This window comes from Pseudomonas nitroreducens NBRC 12694 (assembly GCF_002091755.1).
Classification (GTDB): domain Bacteria; phylum Pseudomonadota; class Gammaproteobacteria; order Pseudomonadales; family Pseudomonadaceae; genus Pseudomonas; species Pseudomonas nitroreducens.
Window position 1 is genome coordinate 80,866 of the sequence record NZ_BDAI01000008.1, and the last position, 12,761, is coordinate 93,626.

The window sequence follows — 12,761 nt, forward strand, 5'->3', positions numbered from 1 at the left end:
ATATGGTCTTGCTGGGCTAGAGCGTAGCCTTTTTCAACAGTGCAATGTAAGGATTTCTGACGCTTTTTTCGGATGGCGAATAAGCCGCCAAATTACCGGCGAGCTCGCACGCGACCGATCCACGGGGCGACCGCCGATTCGATCAGCGAGTACGCGCGTTCGAAGGCTTCCGGGCCTTTGCGGTAAGGGTCCGGGATCTCCTGATCGGTCTGCCATTTGCCCAATAGGAAGGTCTTGCCGCGGGCCTCAGGTGCCAGGCGAATCACGCTGTCGATCTGCGATTGCTCCATGACCAGGATGAGATTGGCCTCATGGATCATCTCGGCGTTGAGCTGGCGGGCTCGGTGAGGTTGGGGGTGGTGACCGTGGCGGCGGAGGATGGCGAGGGCGGTGTTGTCGATGGGGTGGCCGACCAGCGCGCTGAGCCCGGCGGAGGCCACGGCGATATCGGTGCCCTGCAGGGATTCGCGCAGCAGGTGTTCGGCGATTGGGCTTCGGCAGATATTGCCGACGCAGACGATCAGAATCCTGTTGAACACGTTGAGCGTCCCTGACCGCGACCGATAATCGTCAGAAATCTATCGGTCGTGGTGCAGGGGCGTCAAGCCGCCGTCAGAGGGCAGCAGGGCTCAGCTCTGGCTGGCGGGCGGCTGCTCGGCGGGAGCGGTTTCTTCCTGGGGCGGGCGCTCCAGGGCGACCTGGCGGATGGATAGGCGAATCTCCGCTGGCAGCACGCGCTTGGCGGCTCCCTCGGCCAGTTCGCCGAGCAGTTCGTGGTAGCTCAGCTTGCCGTTCTCGTCCCTGCGCAGCACGCCTTCGTCCAGCAGGGTCTGGATGAAGTGACGGAACAGGCTCTTGTCGAAGAACTCCGGGGCATTGAGGCCATGGAGGACCGACAGGCGCTGGGCCATCACGGTGCAGAGGTTTTCCAGTTCCTCGGCGGTGAGCTGCTTCTGTCCGGCGTTGAGCACCAGCGATATGGACATGTAGAAGCGCTGCAGGGTCTGGGTGATGGCGCGAGCCAGCAGGGTCAGCAGCACATACTGTCGCGAGCTGGGCGCCGGACGGATGAAGGTGTCGTTTTCCTGTTTGAGCAGTTCGCTGGCGACCATGGCCTGCAGCCACTGGTCGACCACCGCGTCCAGCTCGTCCAGGCTCCAGCGGATGAACAGCTCGGCCTGCAGGTACGGGTACAGCGCGCGGGTGTAGCGCAGGAGCTGTTCCCGACTGATTCGGCCGCTGTTCTGGAAGAAGCTGGCGATCAGCGCCGGCAGGGCAAAGATGTGCAGGACGTTGTTGCGGTAGTAGGTCATCAGTACCGCGTTTTGTTCATCGAGGTAGCAGATGCGGCCGAGGGCGTCCTTCTGCTCGCTGAGCAGGTTCATGCTCTTCACATACTCGATCAACTGCTGCCCGTCGCCCTCGGGCAGTGTGGCGCTGGGCGAGTAGGGCACCTTGTGCAGCAGGTCGAGGTAGAGGTCGATCACCCGCGCCAGGGCGGTTTCGTCCAGTGCCAGCCGGGTGGTGGATAGCAGTGCCAGTGCCACCAGGTTTACCGGGTTGATCGCGGCAGCATCGTTGAGATGGCGGGCGACGTCGCGGGCCAGGTGGTTGGTGGTCTCCGAGAGCCAGGCTGGGCGGTATTCCGGCCCCAGTTCCTGCTCGCGCCAATCAGGTTGCTGCTGGTCGAGGAAGTCGTCGAGGTGGATCGGTTCGCCGAAGTTCACCCACACCTGGCCGAAGCGCTGCTTGAGTGCGCCGATGACCTTGAAGATATCGAATATCGACTCCTTCTTTTTCGCCGCTCCTCGCAGTTCACCCAGGTAGGTGCGGCCTTCGAGCACGCGCTCGTAGCCGATGTACACGGGGACGAAGACGATGGGACGGCGCGAGTCGCGGAGGAAGCTGCGCAGGGTGATCGCCAGCATGCCGGTGCGTGGATGCAGCATGCGCCCGGTGCGGGAGCGGCCGCCTTCGACGAAGTACTCGGTGGAGAACCCACGGCTGAACAGGGTGTGCAGGTATTCGTTGAACACCGCGGTGTAAAGCTGGTTGCCCTTGAAGCTGCGGCGCATGAAGAAGGCCCCGCCGCGACGCAGGATAGAGCCCACCACCGGCATGTTGAGGTTGATGCCGGCGGCGATGTGCGGCGGGGTCAGGCCGTTGCGGAACAGCAGGTAGGACAGCAGCAGGTAGTCGATGTGGCTGCGATGGCAGGGCACGTAGACGATCTCGTGACCCTGGGCGACTTCCTGGACGCGCTCGATGTGGTTGACCTTCACGCCCTCGTAGAGCTTGTTCCAGAACCAGGTCAGGGTCACTTCGAGGAAGCGGATCACCGGGTAGGAGACATCGGCGGCGATCTCGTTGGCATAACGCAGCGCGGCGGCTTCAGCCTTTTCCTGGGAAATCTTCTGGGTTTCGCATTCTTCCTGGATCGCCTGGCGCACCAGCGGCGCACGCAACAGGCCCTTGACCAGGTTTCGGCGGTGGGAGAGGTCAGGGCCGATCACTGCGGTTTTCTGGTTGCGGAAGTGCACGCGCAGGATGCGCTGGACCATGCGTAGGGTGCGTTCGTGGCCCTTGTTCTGCTCCACCAGTTCGCGCAGATGGATGGGGGCGGAGAACTGCACGCGGGTCTTGCGGCCGAGGATGAGGATGCGCGCCAGCTTGCGCAGTCGGCCGGTGACGGCCCAGTTGTCGGCGAACAGCAGCTTCCAGGCGCTCTTTTCGCTGTCCGGCGATTGGCCCCAGAACACGCTGACCGGGACGATCTGCGCATCGTCGATGCCGTTCTGGCCGATGGCGCCGAGCATGCGCACCAACGCTGGCGGAGCGCCGCGTTTGTCCTGGCGACCCAGCCAGTCGGGCTCGGGGGTCAGGTAGAAGAAGGCGGCGGGTTCGATGGATTCACCCACTGCCACCGGCATGACCGGGCGCGGCAGGCCGGCCTTGCGGCATTCGGTATCCACCACGGCGAGGTCGCTCACCGAGGGCTGCTGCAGGACGTACAGGACCGGTTTGCTGCGGTCGATCTTCAGGCTGAAGGACGACTGGTTGATGGTTTCCGAGCGCACCCAGAGGTAAAGCAGGCGGCGCAGGGCACCGAAACCGAAGCGGCGGAACGGGTAACGAGGCATACAGGCCCTATGGCTGGCAGAAATAAAACGAGCGATTGCTCAGACCGGCTAGTTTGCCGGATTAGGCCCCCGCCAGCAAAGCCGCGAGCGCTTGGTCGGAGTTGCGCGGATGCCCCGTGGGTAGCGGCTATCCTGCCCTTTGAGGGATGAACTTCTAGGGAGGTTCCGCGATGCGTGCGCTTACCTTGGGATGCCTGCTGGCGTTTTGCGCCGCGCTGCCTGCCCAGGCCCAGACAGTGGTTCCGCTCAAAGGGCAGAGCAGCCAGCAGATGCAGCAGGATATGGCCGATTGCAACGCGGCGGCGGCCAGCAGTTCCAGTTCCGATCCGCATGTCGGCGGACGGGTTCGCGGTGCGGCGAAGGGCGCGGCGGCCGGAGCCGTCGGCGCAGAAGTGCGCGGGCAGCAGCACGACGAACTCTACGACCGCGCCAGCGACGATGCCAAACAGCAGTACCGGCAGAACCGTGCCGGCGAAGTGGCGGCTGCCGGTGCGGCGGTCGGTGGCATGCGGCAGCGCCAGGAGCGTCGGCAGGATCGGCGTACCCAGAGTTCGGCAAGTGCCAGCGCCTATGGCGGTTGTATGCAGGGCCGGGGTTATCAGGTCAGTCCCTGAATTGCGGCGGTGGGTAGCCGTGACATAAAGAACCGCGATGGTGCACGGCCTGTCCGCAGTTTGATGTGCGAAGGAGAGTTCTGCGGGATATCTCCATCGACTTGGATGAAGAACGGATCGCCAATTCAGCGGCGGGATAGTCGGGTATATCGTCGCAGAGGCAACTGGAGCGTCGCCTGATCCGTTGTCTGAAAGATTTTTCGGAAGCTCGCTCAAGCGGACGAGCGGGAACGAAACTACCCGCCGCAAATGCGTGAAAGTGCGAAAAGGTCCACGTTCGAAACACTTTCGTTACGCGTGGTAACGAGCACCAAAATGGCTCTGCAGGCCCCGAAAAATGGCACTTTGTCCTCTTTGGTCATAGGGGCGCGGAGGGGATGAAAAAGTGCTTTTCAGCTGTAACTTTTGATTTATATACTCGGGAGCGCTGTCGCCCGTCGGCGTTATTCGAATTACCTTCCTACGTGCCATTCGGTGCGGGTTGGATGATAAGGAAAGCGTTCAGCCGGCGACTGCCGAAGTCCTCATTCCCGGGGGCCATCCAAAAATAATAGGCAAGTTGGAGAGTGTGGTAATGGCTGATCGTGAGGTCGGAACCGTCAAGTGGTTCAATGACGCCAAAGGTTATGGATTCATTCAACGCGATAGCGGTCCGGACGTTTTCGTTCACTACCGTGCCATTCGTGGCGATGGTCACCGCTCCCTGGTCGAAGGCCAGAAAGTGGAGTTCTCGGTGATCCAGGGTCAGAAAGGCCTCCAGGCGGAAGACGTCGCCAAGGTCTGAGCCCCCGAAAAAGCAAAGGCCCGTCCATTGGACGGGCCTTTGTTTTTTAAGCCTTGTGCAAGCGAGGGGTCAGCCTGTGCGCCAGGTGATTTCCTCGACGCCCGCGGCGGTCACTTTCAGCCAGCGGTCCGCGTCTTCCTCGCCCTGATCCTCGCTCCAACTGCCTGGTGCACAGCGCACTTCCACGTCCAGCGCGGCGCAGGCATCGCGGGCACAGGCGGCGTCGTCGTCCCATGGCGTACGGTCACTTTCGAGGAACAGGCTGTTCCACTTGCCCACGGCTTTTGGCAGCCAGGTCGCAGGGATGCCACCGGCGGTGCACTTGAGGGTTTCGCCCTGTTTGCGCCATTCGCTGCAAGGGCCAAGTGCCTTCTCCAGCCAGGCGCTGACGGCGGCCTGGTCGGCATCCTTGATGTAGATCTCGATATCCGGTTGGCGCATGGCGTCCTCGTCAGGGTTCTTGGCGTTGCAGCCAATCGTAGCGTACCGCGACCGTCACCTCGAAGGGCTCGGCGAGGATGCGTTCGCGTCGCTCGGCGTTGACCCGCCAGCCGTGGGGCGTCATCGCCAGCAGGTGCTCGCGGGCTTCGCGGGTTTCCAGCGGCAGCTTGAAGCTCAGTTGTTCGGTGTGCGCCAGCTTCAGTTCTTCAGGCAGATCGACGAGGTGCTTGTCTTCGACGTATTCGCGCACTTCGTCGTACAGGCGTTCGCGCAGTTCCAGCAGATGGTCGCGTGCCGGGCCCAGGCGCAGCACGCCGCCTCCGGGAGTCAGCAGGCGTGTGGCTTCCCTCCAGTCGATCGGGCTGAACACGCTGGCCAGCAACTGGCAGGAAGCATCGGCCAGCGGCACGCGGGCCATGCTGGCGACCATCCAGGTCAGTTGCGGGGCGCGCTTGCAGGCGCGTTTGACGGCTTCGCGGGAGATGTCCAGGGCATAGCCGTCGGCCTGGGGCAGGGCTTCGCCCAGCTGCGCGGTGTAGTAACCCTCGCCGCAGCCGATATCCAGCCAGTGACTGGGAGCCCGCTCGGCAGCCAGTTCGGCCAGGCGCCCGGCCAGCGGGGCGTAGTGGCCGGCGCCGAGGAAGTAGCGGCGCGCCTCGACCATGGCGGCGTTATCGCCTGGATCGAGGCTCTTCTTGTGCTGTACCGGCAGCAGGTTCAGGTAGCCCTGGCGTGCGCGGTCGAAGCGGTGCCCGGCAGGGCAGGCCACGCCGTTGTCGGCTTCGGTGAGTGCCTCGCGGCACAGCGGACAGATCAGCATCACTTCTTCCCCGGTCCCAGCGGCTGCGGCAGGTCGTTGCGCAGCACGGTGGGCAGCGAGCGGCGGCGCTGGGCAATCTGGTACACGCGCAAGGAATAGCGGCGCTCGGCGGCTGGCGCGGGCGGCGGGGTGTCGGGCTGGATGGCGCCCAGGCAGAAGCCTTTGTTCGGTCCAGTCATGCCAGCAGTCGCACCAGGGTCTGGTAATAGATTTCGGTCAGCACATCGAGGTCGCTGGCCAGTACACGTTCGTCCACCTGGTGAATGGTGGCGTTGACAGGGCCGAGTTCGACCACCTGGGTGCCCATGGTGGCGATGAAGCGGCCATCGGAGGTGCCGCCGGAGGTCGACGGCGTGGTCTCGCGGCCGGTGACTGCGCGGATCGCCGCCGCCACGCCATTGAGCAGCTCGCCGGGCTGGGTGAGGAAGGGCAGGCCGGACAGCGCCCAGTCGATGTGCCACTCCAGGCCGTGCTTGTCGAGGATCGCCGCGACGCGTTGCTGCAGGCCCTCCACGGTGGATTCGGTGGAGAAGCGGAAGTTGAAGATCACCTTCAGGTCGCCCGGAATCACGTTGGTCGCGCCGGTGCCGCCATTGATGTTGGAGATCTGGAAGCTGGTCGGCGGGAAGTAGTCGTTGCCGTTGTCCCAGTGCTCGGCGGCGAGTTCGGCCAGGGCCGGGGCGGCGAGGTGGATCGGGTTCTTCGCCAGGTGCGGGTAGGCCACGTGGCCCTGCTTGCCGCGCACGGTCAGGGTGGCGCCGAGGGAGCCGCGGCGACCGTTCTTGACGATGTCGCCCACGAGGGTGGTGCTCGACGGCTCGCCGACGATGCACCAGTCCAGGCGCTCATTGCGGGCCTTGAGGCGCTCGACTACGGCCTTGGTGCCGTGATGGGCGGGGCCTTCCTCGTCGCTGGTGATCAGGTAGGCGATGCTGCCGCGGTGGTCGGGGTGGTCGGCGACGAAGCGCTCGGTGGCGATGATCATCGACGCCAGGCTGCCTTTCATGTCCGCCGCGCCACGGCCGCAGAGCATGCCGTCTGCGTCGATCAGAGCGTCGAACGGCTGGTGCTGCCAGGCCTGCTCGGGGCCGGTGGGGACGACGTCGGTGTGGCCGGCGAAGCACAGCACCGGGCCATTGGCGCCGTCGCGGCCCTGGCGCAGGGCCCAGAAGTTATCCACATCCTCGATGCGCATGGGCTCCAGGGCGAAGCCGCAGGCGTCCAGGCGCTGCATCATCAGCTGCTGGCAGTCGGCATCGACCGGTGTGACGGAGGGACGGCGAATCAGCTCGCAGGCGAGGGCCAGGGTCGGCGAGAGGGACATTGAGGGCATCCTGGGGGTGGAACGGAAAAAGGCGCCCATCTTAAAGCAAAAACGCCGGCGTTTGGCCGGCGTTCTCGGGAGCGGATCAGCGGTACGGTTCACCCAGCGGGAGCGAGCAGGCTCGCTCCCGCAGGCTTTGCATCAGTTGGCCGGCGCGACATCCGCTGCCGGCGCCTCCTGAGCCTTGGGCGCGGCCGACAGCAGCGCCATCACCAGTGCGGCGAGGTAGGGCAGCGACTGCACCAGCAGCATGGCCACCCAGAACATCATGTCGCGGCTCGGTACGCCCTGCACCAGCACGATGCCCAGTGCGGCGCCCCACAGCAGCAGCATGATGAAGACCTCCTCGCGCGCCTCTGCCAGTGCCACCAGCAGGCCGTGGTTGGAGGCCATCTTCGGCGTGCGGAAGAACGGGATGGTCTTGGTGAACGCCCCGTAGAGCACCGCCTTGGCGATGGTGTGCGACAGCGCAAGGCCTGCCACCGCCGCCTGGAACGAACGCAGGAGGTTGACGCCCACGGCGCGGCGGTAGAGGAACATGATCTTGCCGAACTTGAAGAAGAACAGCGCCAGCGGCGGGATGGCGAAGATCAGCAGCGGCGGATCGACCCGCTTGGGCACGATGATCATCGCCGAGGACCAGAGCAGCGCGCCGACGGTGAAGAAGATGTTCATGCCGTCGGCTATCCACGGCAGCCAGCCGGCGATGAAGTGGTAGCGCTGGCCGAGGGTCAGCTTGCTGTCCTTGCCCTGGAACAGCGCGCGGGCGTGGCCCTTCATGATCTGGATCGCGCCATAGGCCCAGCGGAAGCGCTGCTTCTTGTAGTCGATGAAGGTGTCGGGCATCACGCCCTTGCCGAAGCTCTGGTGCGAGTAGGCGGCCGAATAGCCCTTCTCGAACACCCGCAGGCCCAGCTCGGCGTCCTCGCAGATGGTCCAGTCGGCCCACTTGAGTTCGTCCATCACGGTCCGGCGGATCATGGTCATGGTGCCGTGCTGGATGATCGCGTCGCGGTCGTTGCGGGTGACCATGCCAATGTGGAAGAAGCCCTTGTACTCGGCGTAGCAGAGCTTCTTGAAGACGTTTTCCTCGCCGTCGTGGTAGTCCTGTGGGGACTGCACCACGGCGATCTTCGGATCGCTGAAATGCGGCACCATCTGCTTGAGCCAGTTCGGCTCGACGCAGTAGTCGGCGTCGATCACCGCGACGACTTCGACGTCCGGCGCGGTATGCGGCAGGATGTAGTTCAGCGCGCCGCCCTTGAAGCCGGCCAGGGGCGCGACGTGGAAGAAGCGGAAGCGCGGGCCGAGGACTTCGCAGTAGTCGCGCACCGGTTCCCAGACCGCCGGGTCCTTGGTGTTGTTGTCGATGATCAGGACTTCGAAATCCGGATAGTCGAGCCTGGAGAGCGCATCCAGGGTCTTCTTCATCATCTCCGGCGGTTCGTTGTAGCAGGGCACGTGCACCGAGACCTTGGGCCGATAGCCGGTATCGGTCAGCACTGGGTCGAACGGCCGGCGGCGCTTGCGCACCCACACGGTCTCGGCCAGTTCATGGGCCTCGGTGAGCAGGACGATGAATACGCCCAGCGCGCCGATGCCCAGCAGGCCGCCGACGGTCAGGCTGAACCAGGTACTGTATTGCTGGCTGTAGTCGTAGGCGATCCACACCAGCACCGAGCCGCCAGCAAAGGCGACCACGGTGAGGAAGGTCCGCCCGCGCTGGCGCAGGGCGCTGCCGTCGATCATCAGCAGGGTCAGGGCAAGCAGCGCCATCACCACCGAGGCGACCGCCAGGGCGCGCCATTGCGGGATGTTCACCACCGGCCCGGTGAAGTTGAACTTGGGTTGGCGCTGGGCGTTATACACGCCCCAGTAGGCACCCACCGAGCCTTCGTCGCCGACTTTCCAGGGTTGGTCGAAGGCCTCGACGACGAAGTAGTTGTAGCCCCGCTTGTTCAGCGCATTGGTCAGCGTGCGCAGGTAGATGGCCTGATCCGCCTGGGTGGCGTCGGCGCCGCCGCGCATGCGGCCGTTGCTCGGCCAGCCGACTTCGGCCAGCAGCAGCGGCTTGCGCGGGAACTTGGCGCGCAGCTCCTTGGCGCGCTCGAGGACGAACGGCACGGCGTTGTCCATCGGCGTGTATTCCCAGTACGGCAGCACGTGGGCGGCGATCAGGTCGACGTGCTTGGCCATCTCCGGGTATTTCTCGTAGATGTGCCATTGCTCGGCGGTCGTCACTGGTACCTTCACCGCCTTGCGCACGCGGTCCAGGTAGGCGGTGAGTTGCTCGACGGTGACCTCGCGGCGGAACAGCGCCTCGTTGCCGACGATGACCCGCACGACACTGCGCGAGTTGTTGGCGATCTCGATGCCGCGCTCGATTTCGGCCTCGTTCTCGGCTTCGTCCGGGCCGATCCAGATACCGAGGCTGACACGCATGCCGAGCTCTTCCGCCAGGCGCGGGATGTCGGCCAGTGAGCCCTTCACCGAGTAGGTGCGGATGTTGTCGGTGTTCCTGGAGACCAGTTCCAGGTCCGAGCGGATCTCATCGTCGCTGGGGAACTGGTCCTTCTGCGGATTCTGGTTCAGGCGGAAGGGCGAGAAGGAGAATCCGGAAATGCTTTCCGGCCAGTCGGGAACGCTGACCGGGCGGTTGTAGAGAGCCCAGAAGCCGGTGAAGAGTGCCGTGAGGGCGACGAAAACCACCAGGTTGAGGCCGAACTTGCGTGAAGACATGGTGCGATCGGGTTCCAAAGGGTGGAACGGGGAGGGGCCGGGACAGTCTCCGCGGGAGACTCTTCGGTCGGGGCGCATCCTACCCCGCACTCCGGGGGCTGTACAGGTTGCCGGCACCGTCCGCCGAGACGGCGAGCGTGGGTATTTTCCGACAGTTTAGAATGTGTGGCAGGCGCGTGGCTGAGACTGCGGCAATCCGGCTTTGTTGCAAGCCTGCCAAGACCGGTCGTTATGGGTGACCGGTCGTTATAGAATGCCGGCCGTTTCGAGATGAGGTGTGGGCGATGCAACTGGATGAACAGCGTTTCGGCGGAATCGCGCGGCTTTACGGCCGTGAGGGCCTGGAGCGTCTGGCGGCCAGCCATGTGGCGGTAGTCGGGATCGGCGGCGTGGGCTCCTGGGCGGCCGAGGCCCTGGCGCGTAGCGGCGTGGGCGAGATTTCCCTGTTCGATCTCGATGACGTCTGCGTCACCAACACCAATCGCCAAGTGCATGCGCTGGCCGGCGCCGTGGGCAAGCCCAAGGTCGAGGTCATGGCCGAGCGCCTGAAGGCAATCAATCCCGGCATCGTCGTACACGCTGTAGCCGATTTCGTTACTCGTGAAACCATGGCGGACTACATCCCCCCGGAGCTGGATTGCGTGATCGACTGCATCGACAGCGTCGCCGCCAAGGCTGCGCTGATCGCCTGGTGCAAGCGCCGCAAGCTGCAGATCATCACCACCGGGGGCGCGGGCGGGCAGGTCGATCCGACGCAGATCCAGGTCGCCGACCTGAACAAGACGTTCAACGACCCGCTGGCCGCCAAGGTCCGTTCCATGCTGCGCCGCGACTACAACTTCTCACGCACGCCGGGCCGGCACTACAGCGTGCAGTGCGTGTTTTCCACCGAGCAGCTGCGCTATCCCAAGCCGGACGGCACGGTGTGCCAGTCGAAGAGTTTCGTCGGCGAGGGCGTGAAGCTGGACTGCGCCGGCGGTTTCGGCGCGGTGATGATGGTCACGGCGACCTTCGGCATGGTCGCGGCGGCGCGGGCGGTGGACAAGATCGTCGCCGGGGCGCGGCGGCCTTCGGAACGTTCCGCGGGCTAGGCGCTTTTGTAGGACTGAGGGGCGCCTAGCCCTTGCTCGCGAACGCTTCGGCTGGATGCCTTGGTGTCGGGCGGGTTCGCGAGCAAGCTCGCTCCTACGAAAAAGCAGGTGCTCAGTCGCTGACCAGTTCCTGCATGCGCTTCAGGACTGCATTCAGGCCGTTGCTGCGCGACGGCGAGAGTTGCCGGCCCAGGCCCAGCCGATTGAACCAGTCGGGCAGGTCGATGGCAGACAGCTCGTCCACCGGCAAGCCTTCCACCCGTACCAGCAGCAACGCCAGCAACCCGCGCAGCAGGCGCGCATCGCTGTAGGCGCGGAAATACCAGCGGCCATCCCGCGAGTCAGCCAGCAGCCAGACGTTGCTCTCGCAGCCCTGCACGCGGTGCCCGTCGCTGCGCTCGGTTTCGCTCAACGGCTCCAGGCGTTCGCCCCATTGCATCAGCAGGCGTGCCCGTTGCTCCCAGCCCTGCAAGGCAGTGAAGGCCTGCAGCGCCTCGGCGGCTGCGGCGGGCAGGCTCATCGCAGCAACTCCAGGGCGCTGTCCAGAGCGATGAAGAAACGTTCCAGGTCGGCACTGTCGTTGTAGAGGCCAAGGGAGACCCGCAGGGCACCGGCCACGTCGAGGGTCTTCATCAGCGGCATGGCGCAGTGGTGCCCGGCGCGCACGGCAATGCCCTGTTCGGTGAGCAGATGGCCGAGGTCGGCCACATGTACGCCCTCGACCACGAAACTGGCCAGCGCCACTTCCGGTTCGCCCAGCACGCGCACGCCATCACGGGCGCGCAGGCCGGCGAGCAGGCGGGCGTGGAGGAAATCCTCGTGGGCGCTGACTTCGGCCCTGTCCTGGGCGGCCAGCCACTGCAGCGTGGCGCCCAGGGCGATCACCGGGCCGATGGGCGGGGTGCCGGCCTCGAAGCCCATCGGGGCGCTATGGAACTGTGCGTCGAAGTAGTTCGCAACGCGCACCATCTCGCCGCCGAATTGCCAGTGCGCCAGTCGCTCGAGCGACTCCGGGCGGCCCCAGAGCAGGCCGAGGCCTTCCGGGCCGTAAAGTTTGTGGCTGGAGCAGACATAGAAATCACAGCCGAGTGCCGACAGGTTGTGCCGGCCGTGGACAACGCCCTGGGCGCCATCCACCACGGTCAACGCGCCGTGCTGCCGAGCCATCTGCAACAGCTCCGGCAGCGGTTGCCAGGTGCCAAGCACGTTGGACAGCTGGCTGACGGCAAGCAGGCGCGTGCGCGGGCCGATCAGGCTGGCGGCGCGGTTCAGGTCGGTGCGGCCGTCACTGTCCAGCGGCAGGATCACCAGTTTCAAGCCGCGACGCTTGGCCAGTTGCTGCCAGGGCAGCAGGTTGGCGTGGTGCTCCAGGGCGCTGACGACGATCTCGTCGCCGCTGTGGAAGTCCGCCTCCAGTCCGTAGGCCAGCAGGTTCAGGGCTTCGGTGGCGCCACGGGTGAAGATGATCTGCGCGGGGCTGCCGCCATTGAGCCAGCTGGCGGCCAGGCTGCGGGTCGCTTCGAAGGCGCGGGTGGCGCGCTCGCCGGGCAGGTGCTGGGCACGGTGTACGTTGGCGGCGCCACTGGCGTAGTAGCCGGCGAGGGCGTCGATCATGGCGCGCGGCTTCTGCGCGGTGGCGGCGCTGTCGAGGTAGGTCTGGCCTTCAGCCTCGAAGGCGGCGAGGGCCGGGAAGTCGGAGCGCCAGGGGGAGGGAATGGGCATGGGCGTGCGGCCGGTTGCGGAAAAAGTAAAACGGGGGCCGCAGCCCCCGCTTCTCCAAGCTTAGTGCGTACCCCGCATCAGCGGGG

12 protein-coding genes are annotated in these 12,761 nt (G+C 65.2%); 3 read left to right on the forward strand and 9 right to left on the reverse strand.

Annotation, left to right across the window (positions count from 1 at the left end; translation table 11 throughout):
* Positions 1-92 precede the first annotated feature (92 nt).
* Positions 93-539 carry a low molecular weight protein-tyrosine-phosphatase gene (locus PNI01S_RS19895; RefSeq protein WP_084358869.1) on the reverse strand — a complete coding sequence of 149 codons (447 nt, stop codon included), beginning with the start codon at positions 537-539 and terminating at the stop codon, positions 93-95.
* 90 nt (positions 540-629) lie between these two features.
* Positions 630-3,140, reverse strand: coding sequence for a glycerol-3-phosphate 1-O-acyltransferase PlsB (gene plsB, locus PNI01S_RS19900; RefSeq protein ID WP_024766718.1), 2,511 nt, complete (start codon positions 3,138-3,140; stop codon positions 630-632).
* 170 nt (positions 3,141-3,310) lie between these two features.
* Between plsB and PNI01S_RS19905 the strand changes: the two genes are divergently transcribed.
* A complete protein-coding gene (locus PNI01S_RS19905) occupies positions 3,311-3,754 on the forward strand; it encodes a YMGG-like glycine zipper-containing protein (RefSeq protein WP_024766717.1) in 444 nt (147 codons plus the stop codon).
* 574 nt (positions 3,755-4,328) lie between these two features.
* Positions 4,329-4,538 carry a cold-shock protein gene (locus PNI01S_RS19910; RefSeq protein WP_015476243.1) on the forward strand — a complete coding sequence of 70 codons (210 nt, stop codon included), beginning with the start codon at positions 4,329-4,331 and terminating at the stop codon, positions 4,536-4,538.
* 69 nt (positions 4,539-4,607) lie between these two features.
* Here PNI01S_RS19910 and PNI01S_RS19915 read toward each other — a convergent pair whose 3' ends face one another.
* The 5 genes from PNI01S_RS19915 to PNI01S_RS19935 all read right to left on the reverse strand — a co-directional run bounded on the left by PNI01S_RS19915 (position 4,608) and on the right by PNI01S_RS19935 (position 9,862).
* The gene (locus tag PNI01S_RS19915) at positions 4,608-4,979 is read right to left on the reverse strand and encodes a hypothetical protein (protein WP_024766716.1); all 372 of its coding nucleotides are present in this window, start codon (positions 4,977-4,979) and stop codon (positions 4,608-4,610) included.
* 10 nt (positions 4,980-4,989) lie between these two features.
* On the reverse strand, positions 4,990-5,799 hold the full coding sequence (locus PNI01S_RS19920; RefSeq protein WP_084358870.1) for a putative RNA methyltransferase: 810 nt from the start codon (positions 5,797-5,799) through the stop codon (positions 4,990-4,992).
* Positions 5,799-5,978 carry a hypothetical protein gene (locus PNI01S_RS19925; protein WP_024766714.1) on the reverse strand — a complete coding sequence of 60 codons (180 nt, stop codon included), beginning with the start codon at positions 5,976-5,978 and terminating at the stop codon, positions 5,799-5,801. The genes PNI01S_RS19920 and PNI01S_RS19925 overlap by 1 nt, the downstream gene beginning before the upstream one ends.
* Positions 5,975-7,132, reverse strand: a complete 1,158-nt coding sequence (dapE, locus tag PNI01S_RS19930; RefSeq protein ID WP_169891289.1) for a succinyl-diaminopimelate desuccinylase — start codon at positions 7,130-7,132, stop codon at positions 5,975-5,977. The genes PNI01S_RS19925 and dapE overlap by 4 nt, the downstream gene beginning before the upstream one ends.
* 132 nt (positions 7,133-7,264) lie before the next feature.
* On the reverse strand, positions 7,265-9,862 hold the full coding sequence (locus PNI01S_RS19935; protein ID WP_084358872.1) for a glycosyltransferase: 2,598 nt from the start codon (positions 9,860-9,862) through the stop codon (positions 7,265-7,267).
* Positions 9,863-10,146: 284 nt separating this feature from the next.
* On the opposite strand from PNI01S_RS19935, the gene tcdA reads away from it, so the two are divergent.
* Positions 10,147-10,953 (forward strand): tRNA cyclic N6-threonylcarbamoyladenosine(37) synthase TcdA, encoded by an 807-nt coding sequence (tcdA, locus tag PNI01S_RS19940; RefSeq protein WP_084358873.1) that lies wholly within the window; start codon positions 10,147-10,149, stop codon positions 10,951-10,953.
* A 112-nt stretch (positions 10,954-11,065) separates the two neighbouring features.
* Here tcdA and PNI01S_RS19945 read toward each other — a convergent pair whose 3' ends face one another.
* Together PNI01S_RS19945 and PNI01S_RS19950 are read right to left on the reverse strand one after the other, a co-directional pair.
* On the reverse strand, positions 11,066-11,473 hold the full coding sequence (locus PNI01S_RS19945) for a SufE family protein (protein ID WP_024766091.1): 408 nt from the start codon (positions 11,471-11,473) through the stop codon (positions 11,066-11,068).
* Entirely contained in the window at positions 11,470-12,675 is a 1,206-nt protein-coding gene (locus tag PNI01S_RS19950; RefSeq protein WP_084358874.1) for an aminotransferase class V-fold PLP-dependent enzyme, read from the reverse strand. Before PNI01S_RS19950 ends, PNI01S_RS19945 begins: the two co-directional genes overlap by 4 nt.
* Positions 12,676-12,761 lie beyond the last annotated feature (86 nt).

What these genes read in the sequence shown, in the direction of transcription:
- plsB (WP_024766718.1), bottom strand. Translation starts at nt 3,140, where the DNA reads ATGCCTCGTTACCCGTTCCGCCGCTTCGGTTTCGGTGCCCTGCGCCGC.
- PNI01S_RS19905 (WP_024766717.1), top strand. Translation starts at nt 3,311, where the DNA reads ATGCGTGCGCTTACCTTGGGATGCCTGCTGGCGTTTTGCGCCGCGCTG.
- PNI01S_RS19910 (WP_015476243.1), top strand. Translation starts at nt 4,329, where the DNA reads ATGGCTGATCGTGAGGTCGGAACCGTCAAGTGGTTCAATGACGCCAAA.
- PNI01S_RS19915 (WP_024766716.1), bottom strand. Translation starts at nt 4,979, where the DNA reads ATGCGCCAACCGGATATCGAGATCTACATCAAGGATGCCGACCAGGCC.
- PNI01S_RS19920 (WP_084358870.1), bottom strand. Translation starts at nt 5,799, where the DNA reads ATGCTGATCTGTCCGCTGTGCCGCGAGGCACTCACCGAAGCCGACAAC.
- PNI01S_RS19925 (WP_024766714.1), bottom strand. Translation starts at nt 5,978, where the DNA reads ATGACTGGACCGAACAAAGGCTTCTGCCTGGGCGCCATCCAGCCCGAC.
- dapE (WP_169891289.1), bottom strand. Translation starts at nt 7,132, where the DNA reads ATGCCCTCAATGTCCCTCTCGCCGACCCTGGCCCTCGCCTGCGAGCTG.
- PNI01S_RS19935 (WP_084358872.1), bottom strand. Translation starts at nt 9,862, where the DNA reads ATGTCTTCACGCAAGTTCGGCCTCAACCTGGTGGTTTTCGTCGCCCTC.
- tcdA (WP_084358873.1), top strand. Translation starts at nt 10,147, where the DNA reads ATGCAACTGGATGAACAGCGTTTCGGCGGAATCGCGCGGCTTTACGGC.
- PNI01S_RS19945 (WP_024766091.1), bottom strand. Translation starts at nt 11,473, where the DNA reads ATGAGCCTGCCCGCCGCAGCCGCCGAGGCGCTGCAGGCCTTCACTGCC.
- PNI01S_RS19950 (WP_084358874.1), bottom strand. Translation starts at nt 12,675, where the DNA reads ATGCCCATTCCCTCCCCCTGGCGCTCCGACTTCCCGGCCCTCGCCGCC.